The sequence below is a fragment of the Microcoleus sp. Pol7_A1 genome, from assembly GCF_036701085.1.
Classification (GTDB): domain Bacteria; phylum Cyanobacteriota; class Cyanobacteriia; order Cyanobacteriales; family Microcoleaceae; genus Microcoleus; species Microcoleus asticus.
Genome location: NZ_JAUBQD010000069.1, coordinates 1 through 21,857, shown reverse-complemented (window position 1 = coordinate 21,857; position 21,857 = coordinate 1). Strand labels below are relative to the sequence as shown.

General features: G+C 44.4%; 16 protein-coding genes, 1 other RNA gene and 2 pseudogenes. 13 read left to right on the top strand and 6 right to left on the bottom strand.

Annotation, left to right across the window (positions count from 1 at the left end):
* Window positions 1–47 precede the first annotated feature (47 nt).
* Together QUA20_RS26930 and QUA20_RS26925 are read left to right on the top strand one after the other, a co-directional pair.
* Window positions 48–794: a dienelactone hydrolase family protein gene (locus tag QUA20_RS26930; protein WP_333192793.1), complete on the top strand. Its 747-nt coding sequence runs from the start codon at window positions 48–50 to the stop codon at window positions 792–794.
* Between the two features lie 106 nt (window positions 795–900).
* Window positions 901–1,800: a S1 RNA-binding domain-containing protein gene (locus QUA20_RS26925; RefSeq protein ID WP_333192791.1), complete on the top strand. Its 900-nt coding sequence runs from the start codon at window positions 901–903 to the stop codon at window positions 1,798–1,800.
* A 252-nt stretch (window positions 1,801–2,052) separates the two neighbouring features.
* Here the strand turns inward: QUA20_RS26925 and QUA20_RS26920 are convergent, their stop codons facing one another.
* Together QUA20_RS26920 and QUA20_RS26915 are read right to left on the bottom strand one after the other, a co-directional pair.
* Complete coding sequence (locus QUA20_RS26920) at window positions 2,053–3,909, bottom strand: polysaccharide biosynthesis tyrosine autokinase (protein WP_333192789.1); 1,857 nt, start codon at window positions 3,907–3,909, stop codon at window positions 2,053–2,055.
* 396 nt (window positions 3,910–4,305) lie between these two features.
* Complete coding sequence (locus QUA20_RS26915; protein ID WP_333192787.1) at window positions 4,306–5,736, bottom strand: SLBB domain-containing protein; 1,431 nt, start codon at window positions 5,734–5,736, stop codon at window positions 4,306–4,308.
* A gap of 34 nt (window positions 5,737–5,770) precedes the next feature.
* On the opposite strand from QUA20_RS26915, the gene QUA20_RS26910 reads away from it, so the two are divergent.
* Entirely contained in the window at window positions 5,771–7,126 is a 1,356-nt protein-coding gene (locus QUA20_RS26910) for an O-antigen ligase family protein (RefSeq protein WP_333192785.1), read from the top strand.
* 273 nt (window positions 7,127–7,399) lie between these two features.
* Here QUA20_RS26910 and QUA20_RS26905 read toward each other — a convergent pair whose 3' ends face one another.
* Together QUA20_RS26905 and purD are read right to left on the bottom strand one after the other, a co-directional pair.
* The gene (locus QUA20_RS26905; RefSeq protein ID WP_333192782.1) at window positions 7,400–9,565 is read right to left on the bottom strand and encodes an ATP-binding protein; all 2,166 of its coding nucleotides are present in this window, start codon (window positions 9,563–9,565) and stop codon (window positions 7,400–7,402) included.
* Window positions 9,566–9,735: 170 nt separating this feature from the next.
* Entirely contained in the window at window positions 9,736–11,016 is a 1,281-nt protein-coding gene (purD, locus tag QUA20_RS26900) for a phosphoribosylamine--glycine ligase (protein ID WP_333192780.1), read from the bottom strand.
* 338 nt (window positions 11,017–11,354) lie between these two features.
* On the opposite strand from purD, the gene QUA20_RS26895 reads away from it, so the two are divergent.
* Together QUA20_RS26895 and ssrS are read left to right on the top strand one after the other, a co-directional pair.
* Complete coding sequence (locus QUA20_RS26895; RefSeq protein WP_333192778.1) at window positions 11,355–12,617, top strand: 5-(carboxyamino)imidazole ribonucleotide synthase; 1,263 nt, start codon at window positions 11,355–11,357, stop codon at window positions 12,615–12,617.
* Window positions 12,618–12,667: 50 nt separating this feature from the next.
* Window positions 12,668–12,855: non-coding RNA, 6S RNA (ssrS, locus tag QUA20_RS26890), on the top strand.
* A gap of 78 nt (window positions 12,856–12,933) precedes the next feature.
* Here the strand turns inward: ssrS and QUA20_RS26885 are convergent.
* Window positions 12,934–13,932 (bottom strand): MrcB family domain-containing protein, encoded by a 999-nt coding sequence (locus QUA20_RS26885; RefSeq protein ID WP_333192775.1) that lies wholly within the window; start codon window positions 13,930–13,932, stop codon window positions 12,934–12,936.
* Between the two features lie 285 nt (window positions 13,933–14,217).
* Between QUA20_RS26885 and rpmI the strand changes: the two genes are divergently transcribed.
* The 8 genes and pseudogenes from rpmI to QUA20_RS26845 all read left to right on the top strand — a co-directional run.
* Window positions 14,218–14,415 carry a 50S ribosomal protein L35 gene (gene rpmI / locus QUA20_RS26880; RefSeq protein WP_006634164.1) on the top strand — a complete coding sequence of 66 codons (198 nt, stop codon included), beginning with the start codon at window positions 14,218–14,220 and terminating at the stop codon, window positions 14,413–14,415.
* A gap of 19 nt (window positions 14,416–14,434) precedes the next feature.
* On the top strand, window positions 14,435–14,791 hold the full coding sequence (gene rplT, locus QUA20_RS26875; protein WP_333132957.1) for a 50S ribosomal protein L20: 357 nt from the start codon (window positions 14,435–14,437) through the stop codon (window positions 14,789–14,791).
* 273 nt (window positions 14,792–15,064) lie between these two features.
* Window positions 15,065–15,595 (top strand): tetratricopeptide repeat protein, encoded by a 531-nt coding sequence (locus QUA20_RS26870; protein WP_333192772.1) that lies wholly within the window; start codon window positions 15,065–15,067, stop codon window positions 15,593–15,595.
* Window positions 15,596–15,832: 237 nt separating this feature from the next.
* Window positions 15,833–16,210 carry a response regulator gene (locus tag QUA20_RS26865; RefSeq protein ID WP_172190481.1) on the top strand — a complete coding sequence of 126 codons (378 nt, stop codon included), beginning with the start codon at window positions 15,833–15,835 and terminating at the stop codon, window positions 16,208–16,210.
* Window positions 16,207–16,815, top strand: a complete 609-nt coding sequence (locus QUA20_RS26860; protein ID WP_172190482.1) for a chemotaxis protein CheC — start codon at window positions 16,207–16,209, stop codon at window positions 16,813–16,815. Before QUA20_RS26865 ends, QUA20_RS26860 begins: the two co-directional genes overlap by 4 nt.
* Window positions 16,812–19,007: a diguanylate cyclase domain-containing protein gene (locus QUA20_RS26855; RefSeq protein WP_333192770.1), complete on the top strand. Its 2,196-nt coding sequence runs from the start codon at window positions 16,812–16,814 to the stop codon at window positions 19,005–19,007. The genes QUA20_RS26860 and QUA20_RS26855 overlap by 4 nt, the downstream gene beginning before the upstream one ends.
* A gap of 450 nt (window positions 19,008–19,457) precedes the next feature.
* A pseudogene (locus QUA20_RS26850) lies at window positions 19,458–20,953 on the top strand (IS5 family transposase).
* Between the two features lie 50 nt (window positions 20,954–21,003).
* A pseudogene (locus QUA20_RS26845) lies at window positions 21,004–21,638 on the top strand (transposase); the annotation flags it as partial.
* On the opposite strand, the gene QUA20_RS26840 reads toward QUA20_RS26845, so the two are convergent.
* Window positions 21,635–21,857: hypothetical protein (locus QUA20_RS26840; protein ID WP_333192769.1), on the bottom strand; the 223-nt coding region annotated here is incomplete at its 5' end. The pseudogene QUA20_RS26845 and the gene QUA20_RS26840 sit on opposite strands and share 4 nt — an antisense overlap.

The following is a 21,857-nucleotide window of genomic DNA, read 5'->3' as shown; positions in this document are numbered from 1 at the left end:
AAATGAAATAAGATTGCTATAGAGCAAAATTTGCACTAAAACTCGCTATGGCAAACTCAGAAATTCGCACAGCTAACATCACATTTCCCAACGGAGATTTGCAAATCGCCGCTTACCTAGCCCAACCCGCAGCAGAAGGGCAATTTCCCGCAGTTATTGTGATTCAAGAAATCTTTGGCGTCAACTCGCACATCCGCGAAGTTACTGAAAGAATAGCAAAAGAAGGATATGTGGCGATCGCCCCAGCCATTTACCAGCGTCAAGCCCCCGGCTTTGAAACCGGCTACACACCCGAAGACATCAAAATCGGCAGAAAATACAAAGAACAAACCACCGCATCCCAACTTCTCGGCGATATCCAAGCCACCATCGATTACCTCAAAACTTTACCCTCTGTCAAACAGCAAGGTTTTGGCTGCATCGGTTTCTGCTTTGGGGGACACGTCGCCTACCTCGCCGCTACTTTGCCCGAAATCAAGGCTACAGCGTCGTTCTACGGCGCCGGTATCGCCACTCAAACCCCCGGCGGGGGAACCCCCACGATCGCCCGCACAGCAGACATTAAAGGCACTCTCTACGCCTTTTTCGGCACTCAAGACCCCAGCATTCCGTTAGAACAAGTTGACCAAATCGCCGCAGAATTGCAAAAACACAGTATTTCTCACCGAATTTTCCGCTACAATGCCGATCACGGCTTCTTCTGCGACCACCGCGGCAGTTACGACGCTACGGCAGCAGCCGACTCGTGGATGCAGGTGAAGCAGCTATTTCATCAGCAACTTCAACCAGCTTAGAGAGTGGGAGATGGGGAGATGGGGAGATGGGAAGATGGGGAGAGTGGGAAAATTTTTCTACTGACAAGTGACAACTAAATTACTGACAACTGACAACTAAACTGACATGAATTCCAAATCTACAGGTTCTCAAAGCGCAAAAGCATCCTTTTCAATGGATGATTTTGCTAAAGCCCTCGAACAGCACAATTACGAGTTCCAGAAGGGACAAGTAGTGCGCGGCAAAGTGTTCGAGTACGACTCAAACGGCGCGTATGTTGATATCGGCGGCAAGTCTTCGGCTTTTTTGCCGATCGAAGAGGCTGCTTTGAGAACGGTAACTGATTTGTCGGAAGTGGTTCCGCTGGATGAGGAACGGGACTTTTTGATTATCCGCGAACAAGATGCAGACGGCCAAGTTACTTTGTCTCTGCGGCAGCTACAAATTCAGCAAGCTTGGGAAGATTTAATTGAATTGCAGGAAACTGGAAAAGTTCTTCAGGTGCGGGTTTCTGGCGCGAATAAGGGCGGCGTGACTGTAGATGTTCAGGGAATGCGCGGTTTTATTCCCCGATCGCATTTAGTGGAACGAGATAACATAGAATCGCTGATCGGTCAATCTTTGAGCGTGAATTTTTTGGAGGTCGATCGCGAACGAGAAAAACTCGTACTTTCCCAGCGGATGGCTACTCAATCGAATGCCTTCAAGGATTTGCAAATCGGTCAGTTGGTGGAAGGAAAAGTCAGCAGCATCAAGCCTTTTGGCGTGTTTGTGGACTTGGAAGGAGTTAGCGGTTTGCTGCACATCAAGCAAGTCAGCCAAAAATACATTGATAACCTTGGAAAGCTCTTTGCACCCGGTCAACCCCTGAAAGCACTGGTGGTTGACCTCGATGAAGGTCGCGGCCGGATTTCGCTTTCTACTCGGGTACTGGAAAATTACCCAGGGGAAATGGTGGATAAAATGGCGGATGTTATGGATACTGCAGAAGAGCGATCGGAACGTGCTAAAAAGGCTCTTTCTTAAGTCTCGATCTAATTACCACCCCGATTTCTTTAAGAAGTCGGGGAGCTAACAACCCGATCGTTTTACGTTTAATTAGGTTGATTTACTTAATCTTGCATTTTACATCAATTTCTTATACCTGTTTCCCAAAATAATCCAACTATAGGCTAACTCCAAAGCCATATCCAGTAATTTATTAGCTCTCAAAACTAAAAACTCAAAACTAAAAAATTGTCTTACTTCTTCCTTCGGCTCTCTCACTCCATTTTACCCTCATTTAACCCCATTAGCTACTACTCCCAATACTTTAAAATCGGCTACCTGTAGTTGATCTAATGCTTTGTTTACCATGCCGCGATCGGTTTTTTCAATTTTTACTATCAGCACTGTACCATCAGTTTGAGAAGCTAGTAGATGACCGTCCGCTAAACCCATTAAAGGTGGCGTATCGTAAATTACTAAATCAAATAAGACTAGGAATTGTTCCATTAAATAGTGCATCTTTCTGGAAGAAAGCAATGTAATTGGATCTGAGGGAACAGTACCAGCAGTGAGGACAAAAAGATTGTCATCGTCGGGCAATCGCTGAATAGCCTCATTTAAGCTTAAATCAGAAGTCAAAGTATCGCTTAAACCTCTCATATTTGATAGGCCAAGATATGTATGCACTTGAGGAAAACGCATATTAGCATCTACTAATAATACTCGTTTACCCACAGCAGAAGCAGTTTTAGCTAAATAAACTGCTACAGTGGATTTACCCTCACCTTTAATGGTCGAAGTGATGGTTAAAGAACTTATCGGGTGTTCAGCATTTAATAACTGAATATTTGTGTATAAGTAGTGAAATGCCTCTATCACCGGAAAATCTTTGTAATTTGATACTATTATTCGTTTTAAGCTTGCACTTTTAGTAGGTGAACTTACGCTAGTGAATTTAGGTGGAACACTTTCGCCTCTACGAGATTTAATTTTTATTGCTTTGGCGATCGGAATTACTCCCAAAAGAGGGCGTTTAGTTGCTGATTTGATTTCTTCTGGAGTATGAAAAACCGTATTTAAAACTTCTACTAGAAAACCTACAGCAATGCCTAGTAAACTGCTAATAACTATCGCGATCGCTAGTTGGCGGCGAGTTGGTTTTTCTGTTACTGGGTCGAGATCACCCTTTTCGTTTGTGACTAACTGTGGTTTAGATATAATTTGCCAAGAGCTATCAATTTGACCAGCATCTAGTTGTAAAGTTTTTTGTTTTTCTAGGAACAGTTTGAGAGTATCTTTAGCTAGTTCTAGTTTTAATTGTATCTCATCATAGCGACGTTGAGCTTGGGGCATTTGAGTGATTTTTGCTTGCACTAAATTTTGGCTATTAGTTATCAATCGCTCGCGAGCTTCCAACTGTCCTACTTGGGATTTCATCTGAAAGAGGACAGACTCAGCTTCTCTTTGCATTAAATTGCGCAAACTTTGCTGCTTTTCCCGCAAAGATTGAATGGGAAGGCTATTTTCATAAAATTGAGTAGAGCTTAAAGCTAATTGCGACTCTATTTCATTTACTTTGCTCATTAAACTTTCATAAGACTTGGGGCTAATATCAACAATCCAACGATTATCGCCAGTTAAAGATCTTTTTTTGTAGCTTTCATATTGCTGCCTACTTTCTGCTAGTTGTACTTGCACTTCTAGGCGACGATTAGTTATACTATCTAGCTGATCTGATAGGCTGCGGCTGCGTAGTTCTGGTTGATTAAAGTTATAATTAATTCTTAATATTTGTAATTCTTGTTGCAATTTATCTACTTGCTGCTGGAGGGGAGACATTTGTTTAGCGATAAAATCAAGACTTTGTTTGCTAACCTTTAAGCGCTCTTTGCCCATATATTCTACGTAATATTTGGCCATTTCTTCCAGTACATATTTGATGCGCTTGGGGTCTCTATCGCGGTAGTTAATATCTAGGAGTTTAGTACCCCCCTGCTTCCCATCTCGCAAGAAAGTAACACGTTGGATAGTCAAGCGGCTGTTGAGATTTTTATAGTCAAAATTTGGATATCTTTGTTGCAATTTATTAACTAATGGTATTAGCACTTCTGGGCTTTTTAAAACCCGCGTTAAACTTTGATAGTCCACCGAGGAACCGTCTTCCGCTGAGGACTTAATCTTGTTCAAGTCTGTGATGCCTATACTATTATTTTGAGCTTGGACTAAGAGCTTTGATAGCCGATCGTCAGTCGTAAGGGGTTCTGCTAAAACTGTAAATTTTCCTTCATACTCAGTAATAGATTTTTTGGCAGCCCTGAGCACGAAAGTACCGCTCAAAGCAGCTAGGCTGGCAGCTACTATTGCCATCACCAGAAGGCGACGTTTGACGACAGCTATTACCCAATTAATATCAAGGACTTGGTCATCCTCTTCTGGGGTACTAGCTAGGTAATTAGCGGAGGGGACAGACAGATATTGACCATTAAAGTCATTTTTGAGAGAAGAAAACAGCTTTTTATCCATAATAGAAATGTTGTTGAATTCCTAATTTCCTAATATTCTGAGGAACTCTATAAGTCTCGTGGGAACGAGAATTCCACCAATAATACTACTAGCTGGTGTGAGAACAGTGGTAATGGTGTCTACCAAGGTAGCAGTCCTCGATCGTCCCACTATAATTATGTCATTCTCTTGAATAAGTGGGTTGGTTTGAGCATCGATTCCTTGATTCAAATTAATTGCTACTTCCGATCGGGATATAGTTCCATTAGGATTGAGCCTGATCAGTTCCACGGATCTAGAGTTAGCGCGACTTAATCTGAAACCCCCCGCATTCATAATTGCTTGATTTAAGGTAGTATTAGGAGGTAATTTGAACCCACCCGGAGTATTGACTTCTCCGATAACACTCACTTGCACAGTCCCCGGAGCAAAGCTAGCAGTAGCTAGAACAGAAACTTCTCCTGGGTCGATAGCCGTCGCTGTTGGGACAAAGATGATATCCCCTTCTTGTAGTATAGTATCTTGAGAGGTATCTTGTTCTTGCAAATATTGCCAGAGGTTAATAGTGCGGATTTGTTGTTTGCCATTTCTAGTATAACGTTGGAGTTGGATTTGGCGAATATCGGCGATAGATGTGATGCCACCAGCTAGCTGTAGAGCACGAATGATGGTCGGTTGTCCGCTGCTTCTTTGACCATTTTGGGTATCACCGCCGATCGCTACATATCTACCGGGACGCTTCACCTCTCCGAATACTGAGACAGTACGGGGTTGCTCTGCGGGTATAGAAAAATTAGATTCACTAACTTGATTTGTTTCTGCTAAGTTAATTGTTTCTTGAGGGGGAACCAATATTTGATCTCCATCTCGCAACGTGATGTCTTGGCTTGTTTGACCAGTTTGTAAATAATCCCACAGGTTATAAGTGATAGTTACTTCTTGGTTAGCCTTGATACGACGTCGGATAATTATCCGGCGGATATCAGCGCTGGCTCGAATACCCCCAGCTTTTTCTAAAGCTTGAGGAAGGGTGGGAAACTGAACTGATGGTCTGTTTCCACCTCCATTAGCTAGGGGCAATGAGTAGGAGCCGGGACGACTGATTTCACCAGATAACCAAATATTGAGCGGGCGGGCAGCTTGTAAGCTGATTGTAACTAAAGGTCTTTTTACGACCCTGCCATAAGCTCTAGTAATAACTTGGGCTGCCTCTTGTAAAGTTAATCCTTGAAGGGGAATACTACCAATAATCGGGATTTGAATAGCTCCCCCAGCGGGAATTTGATACTCCCCACTAAGCTGGGGCAGATCGTAGATATCAATTCTAATATTGTCTCCACCACCTAGATAGTAGTCAGTATTAATGCTTATTGTGGGGGCTGGGGACTGAGCGAGGTTTGTTTGAGGGTAAGAGAGAGTGAGTACCAGCGCCAGCAGTGGCACTTGTAAGGCAGGAAGGGTAAGCCATTTCATAGGTATTAACAAATTTGATGATAGAGGTCAAGCCATGAAAGATATTTTAAGAGTGCCGATGTTTGCGTTGATGCTGTTTTGTTTAGCGATTGTCATCTTTGTGACTTTTTATATTTTAGTCGCACGCCATCCCAAATTGGGTGTCACATTAGAAAAGATTTTTGTGGGGATACTTTTTTTTACCATCACTGGTGGTTCAGGAATCATAGCGATGCCCTTTACCAAACTCCATCCTAAAGTTTTATACAACTTAGAAAGTACACCCCCAACGATTATTGGTCAAATTGCCATTTATGGTGCCATGATATTAATCTTATTTCCCCGATTAACTAAAACGACAAAAAAAACAGTTTTTGCAGTCATTAAATGGATAGCAGGAGACATTTGTTTAGGTTTGTTTTTGTTGACTATGACTTTGTCGGGCTTGTGGTCACAAACTCCTGAAATTACTTTTCGTGCTATTTTTGCTATGTGGGGAGTAACACTGGTTTCTATTTATGTAGGGAAAGTGTATAGTTGGTTGGAAATTTATGGATTATTGAGATGGCTAACTGGTTTATTAGCTTTATGGGGAGTGGTAAAACCAAATCCAGCACCGGACGGTTGTTGGACAGGAGTTTTCGGTCATAAAAACCCTTTTTCTTTTCAAATGGCTAATACAGCTTCTTTATGGATTTTATATGCTGTTAAGGATCGTAAATATCGATATTTCTCATTATTTATAACTTTAATAGCTTTAGTAGGATTGCAAAAAGGTTGTAGTGGTGCTAGTCGGATTTTGACAGTGGTATTAATCAGTTTGTGGAGTTATTTAGCTTTATTAAAAAAATTACCTGTCAAATGGGCTTTTCTCTGCTTTATCTTATTTTTGGTGGGGAGTATAGGTATAAGTATTTTGGTTTTAAATAATTTAGAGGCTATTATTGTGGATGGTTTGAAAAAAGATATGACTTTAACGGGTAGAACCGATTTTTGGCCTTTAATTATTGATCGAATTAATCAAAATCATCCCATATTTGGTTATGGAATGGCTGGATTTTGGCAGCCTTGGCGTGGCTTGGAAAACCCAGCTTACGGAATTATAGTAGTTAAATCGGGTTTTGTGCCACCGCACTCTCACAATGGTTTTATTGATATACTTTGCGAACTGGGTTGGGTCGGATTGTTACTGTTTATTTTGTCATTTTTAAATAATATATTTAGAGGTATAAAGTACCTAGTTAAAGAAAGTTTTCCCGAGTCAGGTTTGCCTTTGTATATATTAACATTTATGCTAATGACTAATTTGACAGAGGGGGGATTATTTGGTATTGGTACTTATTGGTGTTGGTATGTAGTTTTATCGGTAAAATTGAGCTTAGATAGGACAGCTAAGGATAATCAACACTGATGATGTCAGCATTTGGTCAGGCCGATCAATCTAGAGACTTGAGTGCGATCGCACTTTTTAGTCTAAACTCCAATAACTAAGTAGACACACCTAAAAAAATAGAACACCCAGAACCTACACGGCTGTAAAAAGTCTGGGTTATAATAGCCATCGAGTTTGACGTTGAATTGGGCTAAATTACCAGAACTTAGGCAACTATCCTATGAAGAGGGGCAACCACCGGGCATTTCCCCTAAAACACGCTATATGTATAAGGCTATGCGTAAGTCGTGTTTACTTAACATGACTCGCAATTGTTTCACTCTCCACCGTTGCTTCCACGGGCATTGAATTTTCCATCTCTACTGTTTGTTTCGGCTGATAAACTGCCAAGTCGAACCAGAAAGTCGTACCCACATTAACTTCGCTAACTAAATTAATTTTAGTGTGGTGCTTGTCAATAATGTTTCTGACAATAGAAAGACCTAATCCCGTTCCTTCTAAAGTGTGTACTCGGTTTTCTACCCGGAAAAAGCGATCGAAAATTGCTTGTTGGTCTTCGGGATCTATGCCAATTCCAGTATCAGAAATTTCGATCCGCACTACCGGAAAATGTCCGGCATTTGGTGATAACTTGTGGTTGCCGGATTGGTCGCCTTTGTGGGTGGTTGCCTCCGACTCTAGCAAATACGCTCGAATTGCCACCTTGCCGCCGGATTGCGTAAATTTTAAGGCATTTCCTACTAAATTTGCAAATACTTGCAGCAGCAAATCGTAATGACCTAAAGCAGGCGGCAAACACGGGTCAACTTGTTGCTCTAGTTCGATGCCTTTATCCTTAGCATTCAACTGATAAGTCCGCAGGGTTTGTTCCACAGCTTGCGGGAGGTCAACAGCATCCAAGTGATAAACTCGGCAGGATTCGAGCCGCGACAAGTCTAACACGTCGTTAACTAAACGAGTTAGTCGATCGGTTTCTCGATTGGCAATTTCTAGGAATTCCCTGCGCTCGCTTTCTAGAAGGTCTTCTCCGTACTCGTGGAGAGTCTCGATAAAAGATTTGATATTAAATAAAGGTGTTCTCAATTCGTGAGAAACATTGCTGATAAAATTGCTTTTAGCCTCATTGAGTTCTACTTCCCGAGTGATGTCCTGCACTGTCATTGCAATGCCTTTGAGACTTTCCCGGTAATGTCCAGAACCTTGATGCTTGGAAGTTTGCTCGTAGAAAGTACACTCTACAGCTAACGGGCGTTGCGACTCGGTACAGGTATCTTCCTCGTGGCGGACGCAGCTTTTGCACAGCGGTTCGGCACCCGGCGCTTTGTGCAGAATGACAGTAGTTAAAACAATCCGAATTGTACGATTGACTGGTTCGCTCATCGAGATGCGAAATTCGCCGCCTTCGCGCTCGCCCGCCACTATTTGGTGTAATGGTCTGGCCAACTCCTGCTGCACTTCTGCAGGTAAAATGTTCAGAACATTAACTTGAAGCGCATTTTTACCTTCCCATCCAAAAATCCGCATCCCCGTCGGATTAACTAAAATCACCTGCAAATTTGCGTCTAATAAAAGCGCCCCGTCAGCAATAGTTGAAACCAAAGTTTCTAACTTAGCTTTTTCCGCTGTCAACTCTTCAATATTTTGTTCTTCATAACTTTCGAGTTTCTCGGCCATCTCGTTAAAACTGCCGATTAACTCGCCTAATTCTCCCCCTAAAGGCAGGTCTACTCGCTGCTTAAAATCCCCGCTGGCGATGTTTTTGACCCCAAAGACTAATTGTTTGATCGGCTGAGTAATTGTCAGAGCATTAAATACCGCCCCCAAAATTACCATCACCCAAATTGTGACGAATACGGCTAAAGTGACATCCCTAGTCAGATTTGAAGAGATAACTGCTGCGGGATTGGGGTTAATGCCGATCGCCAAAACTCCCAAATATTTGTCTTCATGAATTAACGGCACAAATACATCGGTAACTTCTCCATCTGGCGTCAAATGCTGCCGCACCAAAGGCAAAGAAGTTAAATTTCTCGCCTCAATATCGGCAATAAAATTATCCGGGAGTTTAATTTGGCGGCGCAGGGTCAGAGAAGTTTCCACCTCCGATTCCGAAAAAGGAATCCCCAGGAAAATATCTCCCGCTTCGTCGGCGTAAAGCATATAGCGGACGCTGGAAGTGCTGCTGTAAAATTGGCGGGAAAAGCGGGCGACTTCGGAGCGATCGTTTTTGGCAATCAGCGGCGCCACATTTGCCGCCAATAGCAGGCCGAGGTCGCGGCCGTAGCGAGTATCGTTAAGTCGGGCGTCTTGCTGGATAGTATTCACGGCCCAGAATGTCAGGCCGCTCATAATTAACGACACTACGAGGGTAGCACCGGCCATCAGGCGGGTCTGGAGGGTAAAATCCGACCACCAGCGGGCAATAATTTCTCCGATTTTGTTTAGTATGGCCAGCATTTCACCAGTTCACCAGTTCAATATTAAAAGCAAGATCAATTCCGTTGGTTCCCGATCGAATTTTCTGCTGCGACTTGTCCGCTACCGCCACCCTAGAGATACCAAACTTCATTGTTACATTTCTACATTGAGATTGCTTGGCTTTCGGATGGCGGTCGATGCCGGAATTCCTAATTTTTATCGTCCAGAGCTCGGCGACCGATGTCCCGACGGCAGTAGACCCCTTCAAATTGGATGCAATCAACTGCTGCATAAGCTTTGGAGATAGCTTGTTCCAAAGTTTCTCCCGCCGCAGTGACGCCCAAAACCCGGCCGCCGTCGCTCACCAACTGCTGGTGCTTCAACTGGGTGCCGGCGTGAAACACTTCTGCTCCTTGGGCTTCAGCTTCCTCGATACCTGTAATAACTTTGCCTTTTTGATAACTTCCAGGATAACCCCCAGAAGCTAAAACTACGCACACAGAGGCCCCCGACTTCCAGCGAATAGAATATTCACCGAGACGCTGCTGACAGCAGGCCAGCACCAAATCTTCCAAAGGAGTTTCCAGCAGCGACAAAACCGCTTGAGTTTCGGGATCTCCGAAACGGCAGTTGAATTCTAAGACTGTGGGTTCTCCTTCTGGCGTAATCATTAAACCTGCGTAGAGTACACCCCGGTAGTCGATTTTGCGTTTTTGCAGTGCTGCGAGGGTGGGTTCGAGAATTTCTTCTTGAATCCTTTCCATGAGTTCCGGGGTGACAATGGGCGCTGGGGCGTAGGCCCCCATACCGCCGGTGTTGGCTCCCTTGTCGCCTTCGCCGATAGCTTTGTGGTCTTGGGCCGGCAGCAACGGTTCCACTGTGATGCCGTCGGTGAGGGCGAGAATCGAGACTTCTTGACCTGTTAAGAATTCTTCGACGACGACTCGGATGTTGTCGGTGCCGAATTCGCCTCGGAAAATGGTGTTGATGGCGCTGTGAGCCATTTTGACGGTGGTGGCAACGGTTACTCCTTTGCCTGATGCGAGTCCGTCTGCTTTGATAACTATGGGGGTTCCTTGTTCCAGAACGTATGCTTTGGCTGCTTCTGCGTCTGTAAATACGGCGGCTTTGGGTGTAGGGATGCCTGCTTCGAGCATCAATTCTTTGGCCCAGGATTTGCTGGATTCAATTTGGGCGCCGGCTTTGGTGGGGCCGAAAATCATCATTTTTCGCTGTTGGAAATAGTCGGCGATGCCTAGCGATAGGGGCAATTCGGGGCCGACGATGACTAATCCGATGTTGTTGACCATCACAAAACGTTCGATGCCTTGGAAGTCGTCGATGTTGAGCGACAGATTTTGACAGCCTTTGGTGGTAGCTGTGCCGCCGTTGCCCGGTACGCAGAATACTTGTTTAATCCGCGTAGATTCTAGCAGTTTTTTTGCGATCGCGTGTTCGCGACCTCCGTTCCCCACAACTAAAACTTTCACAGTATCCTCACCTATAAATGTTGTTCCCTGAATGTCTGATTTTCAGTGTTTGCACCTGTCTATCTGCTTTTTGCAGTGCTGTCAATTATGCCATGCTTGGCGATCGCCAATTGCTAGATGTGGCACTTTTCTGGAGGGGTGGGGTTCGACCGCTGTTTCCCAACGGCTGGGTTCGTGCAATAATTAAAGACTTTAGTCGCCCAATTATTCTGGGTGCTGCCTCGATTTAATCAGGCAATTAAAACTATTTTTTGGCTTTTAACTCTTCAATTACTGTAATTCATCCGGGGGCAAATAGCGATAAGATAGGCAGGTTGACTCTGCGGAATTTTACTCACATGAAATCAAATCAAACCGCTGCGAGTTCGTCTGCCAAATTTAAGCGGGTGGGCGTTGTCGGCGGCGGCCAGCTAGCTTCGATGATGGGGGATGCTGCTAGGGCGCTGGGTATTGAATTGTTAGTGCAAACTCCCCATGCTAGTGACCCGGCAGTTTCTGTTGCTGCTGGTGCTATTTTGGCTGCTGTTGATGATGTTTTGGCTACGGCTCAATTGGCAGATGGCTGCGATGTTATTACTTTTGAAAATGAGTTTGTGGATTTGGATGGTTTGCGGCCGCTAGAACTGCAAGGTGTGTTATTTCAGCCGAGTTTGTCGTCGCTTTCTCCTTTGTTGGATAAGTACGTTCAGCGCTGTTATTTACAAAGTTTGGGTTTGCCAACTCCGAGGTTTTGGGAATGGGATTGCAGCGCGGATTTGCCCCCGGAATTGTTTAAAGCGGTGGCGATCGACTTTCCGGCAATTTCTGTTTCTGACAGCGTGCAGATGGAAGGAGACTCGGATGCTCGATCGATCGACTTTCCCTTTGTCGTCAAAGTTCGCCGCCACGGTTATGACGGTCAAGGTACTTTTATTGTTAAGGATCGAGGGAGTTTTGAGTCAATTCGTGCTAAACTTCAAGGTCAGTCTTTGCTAGTGGAAGAATTTGTGCCATTCGATCGCGAGTTGGCTGTGATTGCAGCTCGATCGGCAAATGGCGAAATTGCGATTTATCCGATCGTCGAAACTCAACAGCAAAATGAAGTTTGCCGCCTGGTGATTGCGCCCGCTGATATTAGTTCAGATGTGAAAACTGAAGCTTGTGCGATCGCCCGCACTCTCCTCAACAGCTTAGAAGCTGTCGGCGTCTTCGGCATTGAATTATTTTTAACCGCTGATAATAAGCTGTTAGTCAATGAAATTGCACCCCGCACCCATAACTCGGGACATTTTACCATCGATGCCTGCGAAACTTCACAATTTGAACAGCATTTGCGCGCAGTTTGTCAACTGCCTTTAGGCAATTCGGCTCTGAAATGTGCAGGCGCTGTGATGGTAAATTTGCTGGGCTACGAGTCGGCTGAGTCCGACTATTTAGCGAAACGAAAACAACTGGCACAAATCAGCGGTGCTTTTGTACATTGGTATGGTAAGAACTTATCGCGTCCCGGCCGCAAACTCGGTCACGTTACAGTTGTGCTCGACGCGGACTTGGTGGCTCAAGGGCGATCGTCAGCAGAGGCGATCGCTCAAACCGTTGAATCTATCTGGTATGCAAGTTAAATTGCTCGAAGCTTGCCAAAATCTGGTTAGTTGGTATATATTAAATAAAGGTTCTACTGCGACGTTGGTGACTGCCAATAATGTTTTTTTGATCTATAACTCTTAACTCTCGGGAATCAAGATGTTTGGACAGCAGTAAACTGGGCTTGTACCCAGAAACTTTAAGTCCGAGCCAACGGTACCCACCTGGTAAAATACCAGGTCAAAAGCTGAGGTAAGACGGCGTTGCGGGGAGCCATTAAAATTTTAATTGAGATAGGCGCTGTGAAATATGGCTAGCCTATTTTTTTTTTTGATATAAACGCCTTTACTCATACTACATCTTCAAGTTTTGCCTAAACTCCTCTAAGGTTGGCGTTGGTTTGATGCGATGAATCATACTATGGCAATTTGAGCATAGCACAGTAAAATCATTAAGCGGATCTAGTTTCATCTTTGCCCCACTTAAGTTTGAAATTGGAACATTATGATCAGCTTCTATGTATCCTCTGCCTATTTCTCCGTATCGAGACTCAAAATCAAAACCGCAAGCTTTGCATATACATCCTTGCAACTGCTTAACTTTTCTAGATAACGTTTGATTTCGTTCTGTTACTCGATGAAGTCTATACTTGGTCGTATCTTCAAACCATACTCTTTCTGCTTGATTGTTTTCAGCAGCCTCATTCAAAGAAACCTCTTTCAACAAATCAGAATCAGCCTCCTCCTTCAAAGAAACCTCCTCAAACAGGGAGAAGTAAATTTCAAGCATTTTCCCAACATCGCCTACCAACTCCTTGTCGTCAGGAAGTGATTCCCTTGAATAAAACTTCGAGGCTATGTTTCCTGCTTCATAAGCAAGTCCCAGCCTTCTAGAAGTAGTTGCCTTTGGAATCGAATCAAGCTTAAGATCGAGAGGATCAGAAAATTCCCTGAGCTTGTCAGAACCAAGCTTATCTTTAAATAGTTTTGCTTGACCCCTTAAAATATCTCTCGACACCCCAAGTCCGAACTGATCTCTTTTATCTGCTATTCCTTGATTGAGAGAAAGATAAACGCCACAGAAGTCAGCGCGAAATAAATAAACACAGTAAAACCCCGACATGACACTCTCAGTCACAAGCTTGTTAAATATTGCTATCCAAGGAACTTTAGCCCAAGAGCCATTACCTGCTGAAGCTTTTATGCTATAGATTTCTGGTAATTCTAACGAAGCACTTATTGATTTCGGCACTACATTTCTGACATAACTAGCAAATAAATGTCCCTTGAAGTTGTCGTTACTGACCAATGGATATTCAAACAGGATTTTTTCAAGGGACTCTCTAAGCGCCATAACCAATAATTAATGTTACATCTTCAATTTAATTATCGTGCCTCACCAGCAGCTTTCAAATCTTAACCCTACTGATAACCCAGAGGTAGAACCCTTAGTTATACCGCAACTGCGGTATAAAATTTTATACCCGGTGTCAACTACTGCAAACAACCACAAGATTAGCCGATCGCGCATCCTGTCTATCGCAGCAAATGCAGCGCCGCCCCCAACCCGCAAATCTCCCTTGCAGAAAGTAGCACAAACGTGATACCGTTGAAGCTTGTGTCCAAATAACACCAGTTCATGCCAAAACTCAAAACTCGCAAAGCAGCCGCAAAGCGCTTTAGAGCGACCGGCAGCGGTAAAATTGTGCGCCGCAAAGCTTACAAAAGCCACTTGCTACAGCACAAAAGTTCAGCTCGCAAAAGCCGTCTATCTAAGCTGGTCGTCATCGACGAGACCAACGATGCTAACGTGCGGTTAATGCTTCCATACTTGTAAAGTTTAACGGAAATTAAAGATGACACGGGTAAAACGCGGTAATGTCGCCAGAGCGCGCCGCAAAAAAATTCTCAAATTAGCCAAGGGTTTCCGAGGCTCACAGTCGAAACAGTTCCGCACAGCTAACCAACGGGTGATGCAGGCCCTGCGTAACGGTTATCGCGATCGCAAAAAACGCAAACGCGATTTCCGCCGCCTGTGGATTGCTCGGATCAATGCTGCATCGCGCCAGCACGGCACGAGCTACAGCAGACTGATCGGCAACATGAAGAAAGCCAACATCGAAATCAACCGCAAAATGCTGGCACAAATGGCGATTATTGACCCCGCAACATTTGGTAAAGTAGTGGAAATGGCCAATCGAGCCGGAGCGTGAAAGTTCGCTTTATTTTCAGAATGCAGAAAGCAGAAGTAAGAAAGATTTAACTGTCTGCCAGAGAAGGAAAACTCCTGATAAATCTAGGAGGTTGAGACAAACTTTCCTTCTTTGTTCTTACTTCTGGATTCTTGCTTTTTCAGAAATCGCGATCGGGCCGAACGATCGCTATTTCCGTGTTTTTTATACAGTTGCAGAGGCAAATGTCAGACATTGCTAGCGCCTTAAAATAAATAAAACCTTCCACAGCACCTACCTAATTTTAAGAAAAACATGGATAGTAATTTGCTCATTGTTTACCTGACAGTCCTGCTCGCTATACTCGGCAGCAGTTCCTGGTTTGTGGTGCGCCAGATTCTCAAAACTCGGAACCTGGAAATGTCTTTAGAACGCTTAGAAAATAAACTGACGGTAGAAAAAGGAACAGCACAGGAATACTACGAATTAGGAAGTATCTATGTAGATAAGAAGCTGTATTCCCAGGCGATCGTACTGTTTCAAAAAGCCCTGAAAGCCAAAGACTTAGAAGGCGAAGAAAATCAAGCCGTTATTTACAACGCCCTCGGTTTTGCACACTTCGGCCAAGAACAATACGACATCGCGATCCGCCAGTACAAAGAAGCCCTGAAGTTGCAGCCCGAATACGTTACATCTCTCAACAATCTGGGTCACGCCTACGAGCGCAAGAAATTAACAGCTCAAGCCTTGGAAATCTACGAACAAGCTCTCGCCTGCGATCCAGACAATGCCACGGCCAAACAGCGAGTAGAGTCCCTCCGGAAGCGTTTGGTAATCTATAACTGAGCGCCGATGTTACGACCAATAGAGATCCCGCAAACCTGGTTTCATTCTGAAACCGGGTTTTTTCTTCCCATAGTCCAAGATACTAAACTATCGAACACATTAATGCGTTAGTTTTTAAGAACAGGAATTCCGAGTCAGGCTCGATCGCACACCGTCCCAGCACTTTAAATTACTGTGAAGATCAAAGCAATACCTGCAACGCCGATCAGTCCTAAACAATAGAAGGAGGAGAACGTAGTGACATCAATTCTCGTTGTCGAAGATTCGTGGTTGACTCGCAGGGTAATCTGCAAAATCCTGCGAGCAGAAGGATACGAGGCTTGGGAAGCATCCAGCGGCCCAGAAGCTCTAGAACTGCTGGGCACTAAAACTCCAAACTGTATGCTCTTAGACCTGCTGATGCCGGAAATGGAAGGTCGGGAAGTCCTGCAAGCCATGCGCGATCGAGGATATAAAATTCCAGTCATCGTAATTACCGCAGACATCCAAGCAACTACCCACTCCGAGTGCATGGAACTCGGAGCCCTGGCAGTCATTCACAAAATGCCCAACTCAGAGGAACTGATCGGGTGGATCAAAAAAGCTCTCAGTGCCAGCGAGGAGAGCACCCAATGAAATTAAGCGCTCGACAGCTCGATGCTTTGCAGGAACTCGTCAACATCGGTATCGGTCAAGCAGCAGGGGTCTTGAACGACATGATCGACTCTCCGATCCGCTTGCAAATACCCCACCTTCAAATCCTGACTCCCACCGACGTGCAAGAAGAGTTAGAGCAACACCTAAACGGCGAGCAAATCGCCGCCGTCCAGCTAAAATTCACAGGCTCCTTTGGAGGCATTGCCCAGCTAGTCTTTCCCACCAACAGCGCTGCCATGCTCGTGACGATGCTCACAGGGGAAGAAGTTGGAACTCACGATCTCGATTCAGTCAAAATTGGTACGCTGAGTGAAGTGGGAAATATTGTAATTAATGGGGTCATGGGTGCAATCAGCAACGTACTTCAGCAGCGCCTGAACTACTCAATTCCCACTTATAGCGAAGGGACGATTGCTAGTTTGCTGAGATCTGGGGGTTTAGCTACTGATACAGTTGTTTTATTAGCCCAGACCAGTTTCATGATTGAAAGGCTTCACATTGAAGGAGATATCATTCTTATTTTCAATGTCAATTCCTTTGACACCTTGTTGACTGCTATCAATCAACTTGCCGGGGGTCTATGATTGAGGAGAGCAAAACTATTAAGGAAAAGTTTGGGGTTCTCGACAGCGTACCAGTCGGCGCCTGCTTGCTGCGAGATGATTTTGTCGTGCTGTTTTGGAATACTTGTCTGGAAGAGTGGACAAAAATTCCCCGCAGCCAAATATTGGGAAAAAACATCACAACCCATTTTTCTCACCTGAGTCAGCTAAAGTATGCAACTCGCTTCAAGCAAATTTTTGCAGGCGGCCCGCCAACAATTTTTTCTTCTCAAATTCACAAACACCTGATTCCGGCAATTTGGCAAGACGGCCAGCAACGAATTCAGCAAACTACTGTGACTGCTGTGCCGACCCTGGAGGCTGGCATTGAAGAACAGGAGATTAGAGACTGGCTTCTCCAGACTCTTGAGTTGCAACCAGACGGCACTGTCGGAGTCAGAGTACCAACAAGTGCTTCTTTGTATAGGGCATCTCCATCCTCAGTTTCGTCATCAATATGGCCGGGGGTCAATTCCCCATCGTTCTACGCGCTGCTGGTGATTCAAGACGTGACCGACCTCACCCACCGCATCCAAGCTTACCGCACAATGCGGGATCAAGCTTTGGAAGAAGTGCAAGTGCGCCAGCGGGTGGAGGAAGAATTGCGATCGAGCCAGCATTTCATCCAGCAGATTGCTGACGCGGCGCCTTATTTGCTCTACATCTACGATTTGACCGAACAGCGCAACGTCTACGTCAACGGTCAAGCTTCTAAATTGCTGGGCTACACTCCGCAAGAAATTTTACAGATGCAAACTGCTTTATACTCGAGTTTGGTGTACCAAGAAGATTTGCCAAGGCTTAAAGCCCACCAGCAAAAATTTTCCTGGGCGCAAGACGGGCAGATTTTGGAGTTGGACTATCGGCTCAAACATCGATCGGGGGAATGGCTCTGGTTTCGCTGCCGCGACCAAGTTTTCGCCCGCACAGCCGACGGCTGGCCCAAACAAATTTTCGGGACCGCTCAAGATATCACTGAGTACAAGCGGGCAGAAGAGGCGCTGCGGCAGCAGAACGAACGAGAACTGCTGATGGCCACGATTACTCAGCACATCCGCCAGTCTCTGGATTTGGGCGAAGTGCTCAGCACGACAGTGACAGAGGTGCGCCAGTTCCTTCAGGCAGATCGAGTGATGATCGTCCGCTTCAACCGCTGTACCGGCAGTCTCTGCGCAGCTCCGGCGACGGGGGCGGTAACAGTGGAATCTGTAGCTCCCAACTGCAAGCCGATGTTGGGGGAAACCCTGGAAAATTTCTGTTTTGACCAGTTCTATATCGAAGCGTACCAACATCGGGCGATCCGACCGATAGCCGATGTCTTGGCCGCCGATTTGCCGCAATATCAAATTGACTTACTCGCACAATTCGCGGTGAGAGCTTATTTGGTAGTGCCTTTAGTGCAAGGAGACGAGTTGTGGGGGCTGCTGATGGCCCACCAGTGCAGTCCCCGGCAGTGGATGCAGTTGGAAGTAGAGTTGCTGTCTTCTCTGGCTACCCAGTTGGCGATCGCCATCAAGCAAGCAGAACTCTATCAGCAGTTGCAAGCGGCCAACCTCAAGTTAGAGCGCTTGGCAACTTTAGACGAACTCACGCAGCTAGCAAACCGCCGCCGGTTCGATCAGTATTTAGAAATGGAGTGGCGCAGACAAGCCCGGGAACAAACGCCTCTGTCCCTGATTCTCTGCGATATTGATTCTTTTAAAACTTATAACGATACCTACGGGCACCCAGGGGGAGACGAATGTTTGCGGCAAGTCGCCGGGGCGATCGGCAATGCAGTCAATCGCCCCGCTGATTTAGTAGCTCGCTACGGAGGCGAAGAATTTGCCGTTATTTTACCAAATACCGCGATTCAAGGCGCCGTGCTGGTAGCCGAACACATACAGATCAAAATAGCAGCTTTGCAACTTCCTCACGCTGGTTCTCAGGTGAGCCCGTACGTCACTCTCAGTCTGGGCGTAGCGAGTATTGTTCCTGCATCTGAATCGGGAGCCGAAATTCTGATTGCAGCAGCCGACCAAGCGCTCTATCAAGCTAAACGACTTGGGCGCGCTCGTATCCAACTTTACCAGCCCGACCCTGCTGCTGGCAAGCCAAACGGGACAGCCGCTTCGATGCTTCCTGTGGATTTTTCTATACCGAATACTAATTTGCCCTCTCCCACGAGCGCTTGACGAATTGCAATATAGGTGAATCCAGAGTAGTTATACCAGTCCGCAAAAAGAATGCCACTGTAACCCGCTATTCCAAACCCCGATCTAGGGTTTATCAGATAGATGAGGTACAAGAACAGCATTTTGCAAACCAGTTCCAAACATATTGTTAAAAACTTAACTGAATGCAAAATCTATAGCCTTTCCTAATTTTTGAGAATTTGTCGTTTTGAGAGAACTGAGAATATTTTTAAATTTAGACCATAAATTATCAAGGAGTGAGAAATCCGGTGAATAGGGGGATAAGTATATGAATTTTGCCTCTTATTGTTTCATTGCTTTTTCTACTTCGGGCTTGCTGAAGCAGTGGTTTAAGTATACACTGTATGGAATTGCCGACCAAAAAAGGTAGTAAGATTGCAAGAAAAACAGGGAAAATAGCTTAAAACCTGTGCATCACTATTTGCGATCGTGTACCGAAAAGCTAAGTCTGTTTCTACCGAACCCTTCGACTTTGAACTCCCCAACGGATGCAAGTTGGCAGAAGATAACCGTTGGGTCAAAATGGCCAAACTAATTCCTTGGTTGGAAATTGAAGAAGATTATGCTGAAAATTTCTAGACAGAAATGGGCGCACCCGCCAAATCATTTAGGATGGCATTGAGGGCATTAATTATCAAAGAAAAACTCTTAATCAGCGATAGAGAAACAGTAGAACAGATCGGGGAAAATCCCTATCTGCAATACTTTATTGGTCAATCAACCTACAGCAATGAACTCCCATTTGACCCATCACCCTGCCGTTCACTTTCGGCAACGAATTAGTGCAAATCTAATCAATAAAGCGAACGAACGAATGGTAAGTAAAATACGGTAAACCACCCCAAAACCGCCCGAAAATAAGGATTCGGAGGCAAAAAATGAGTTACCCAATCAAGGAAAATTAATCAATAGATGCGACCTGTGTCCCAGCCGATATTAGCTATCTAACCGACTTAGGACTATTAAACCAAGTCCGAATTCATACCGAAAAAATCATCGACATTCTCTATAAGTTTCTCAAAGTAAAAAATAATAAAAAAACCCATAACCTACCGAAAAATAGCCAGAAAAGACTACTTAGCAGTAGGGAAACAAAAACGACTGTCCCGCCGCCATAAAAAGAAAAAAGCTATTAAAAAACAACTGCAATATATCAAAAGAAACGATTCTCATATTGAACAACTAACCGAATCAGGTGCAACCCTACAAAGTCTAAGCAAAAAGCAATATAAGACCAGGCTAGTCCTCACAGAAGTCTATCGCAAAAAACTCTGGTTATGGGAAAATAACAAACAGAGCATATCGGACAGAATAGTAAGTTTAAGTCAACCCCACATCCGTTCCTTTGTCAGAAGTAAAGCAGGAAAAACCGTATATTTTGGAGCAAAACAGTCAGCGAGTTGCTTTGAATAAGATGTATTTTTAGACTTAATGAGTTGGGATGACTTTAACGAATCGGGAGACTTAAAAGCCCAAATAGAAGCATTTAAAAGTTACACAGGATGCTATCCATAATCAGTCCATGCAGCTCGGATTTATCGAACCCGAGAAAATCGAGCCTGGTGTAAAGAAAGAGGAATTAGAATTAGTGGATCTCCGTTAGGAATGCCACCCGCCAATTTGAGCAAAGAAACAAAGAAACAAGCCTGGGAATATGAAAGAATTAGAAATACAATTAAGGGCAAATTTGGACAAGGAAAACTAAAATTTAGATTGAATCGAGTGATGGCAAAACTTGATAATACTTCTGGTACAGCCATTGCTATTACTTTTTTATTAATCAACCTTCCTACCTGGTTAAGACTGGTTTTTTGTGTTTTTTTCTGCCGATTCAACAAAATAAGGTCTGGTTACGGTTTAAGAATTGTAAAAAATTATATTTTGGCAAATTACAAAAACAAAAGCTTATGCTTCACCGGGATTGAATCACCAATTAATTGTTCTCCTAATTTTCCCTAACTTATTCAGCAAGCCCGACTTAGATTCAGGAATGGTCAAAGCCGTAGGGTTGACAACTGCAAATGCTGCAGAAGCTAGTGTTACCGAAGCAATAGCGGTCGATTTAACACGGCAAAATGTTGAGCTAGGAGAGTTGCATATCGCTTGAGCTTATTTGACAAGCCATTGGGTTAAAGAGCGTGAATCAAACTTGACAATAATGTGTAAATCTTGGCGAGTTCGCAACGGCAAATATTTTGATAAAACAGCTTTTAATCTCGATTGGAACTTGCGCATAATTCGTGGTTCCAATGGCATCAGTATACCATTTACCACAGGAAAAACTGTGCGATTTCCTCAAAAGCAATGTCAAACTTGCCCGCTGCATTCTCAGCGTACAGCTAGTGCTAAATACCGGACGGTTTCCCTTCATCCAGACGAGTCTTTATTGCAGGAGTTCGTCAGCGTCAAACCACAGCACTCGATCGTCCAAAATTAAGAGAGCGAATTAGTGTGGAACATAGCTTAGCTCACATCGGTCAATGGCAAGGAGTACAAGCTCGGTATTTGGGTGAGCGCAAAAATCTTTTCGATTTGGGACGGATGGCAGTGGTTCATAATCTTCATGTTTTGTCAAGAATTTTTACAGAGCGTCAATTGATATCTGCCTAACTCAAAAGATTTTTCAGTTGGATATGAGATTTTTCATATTGATAACCAGCCGGATTTATTGGTAACAAAAAATCGGCGGAAATTTTGGATTGGTAATTTTTGCTCGCCACTGCGTAGCAACTTGAGTTTTGAGTGGCACATTGTAAGGAATGAAAATTTAATAACATCAGCGATGTATAATAAATAAATGAGTGAATATGAATAGGTTTATGTTTCGGT

Excerpts from the sequence above, each read along its gene's own strand:
- rplT (WP_333132957.1), top strand. The coding sequence starts at position 14,435 with ATGACACGGGTAAAACGCGGTAATGTCGCCAGAGCGCGCCGCAAAAAA.
- QUA20_RS26870 (WP_333192772.1), top strand. The coding sequence starts at position 15,065 with ATGGATAGTAATTTGCTCATTGTTTACCTGACAGTCCTGCTCGCTATA.
- QUA20_RS26925 (WP_333192791.1), top strand. The coding sequence starts at position 901 with ATGAATTCCAAATCTACAGGTTCTCAAAGCGCAAAAGCATCCTTTTCA.
- QUA20_RS26930 (WP_333192793.1), top strand. The coding sequence starts at position 48 with ATGGCAAACTCAGAAATTCGCACAGCTAACATCACATTTCCCAACGGA.
- QUA20_RS26855 (WP_333192770.1), top strand. The coding sequence starts at position 16,812 with ATGATTGAGGAGAGCAAAACTATTAAGGAAAAGTTTGGGGTTCTCGAC.
- QUA20_RS26905 (WP_333192782.1), bottom strand. The coding sequence starts at position 9,565 with ATGCTGGCCATACTAAACAAAATCGGAGAAATTATTGCCCGCTGGTGG.
- rpmI (WP_006634164.1), top strand. The coding sequence starts at position 14,218 with ATGCCAAAACTCAAAACTCGCAAAGCAGCCGCAAAGCGCTTTAGAGCG.
- QUA20_RS26885 (WP_333192775.1), bottom strand. The coding sequence starts at position 13,932 with ATGGCGCTTAGAGAGTCCCTTGAAAAAATCCTGTTTGAATATCCATTG.
- QUA20_RS26895 (WP_333192778.1), top strand. The coding sequence starts at position 11,355 with ATGAAATCAAATCAAACCGCTGCGAGTTCGTCTGCCAAATTTAAGCGG.
- QUA20_RS26910 (WP_333192785.1), top strand. The coding sequence starts at position 5,771 with ATGAAAGATATTTTAAGAGTGCCGATGTTTGCGTTGATGCTGTTTTGT.
- QUA20_RS26860 (WP_172190482.1), top strand. The coding sequence starts at position 16,207 with ATGAAATTAAGCGCTCGACAGCTCGATGCTTTGCAGGAACTCGTCAAC.
- QUA20_RS26915 (WP_333192787.1), bottom strand. The coding sequence starts at position 5,736 with ATGAAATGGCTTACCCTTCCTGCCTTACAAGTGCCACTGCTGGCGCTG.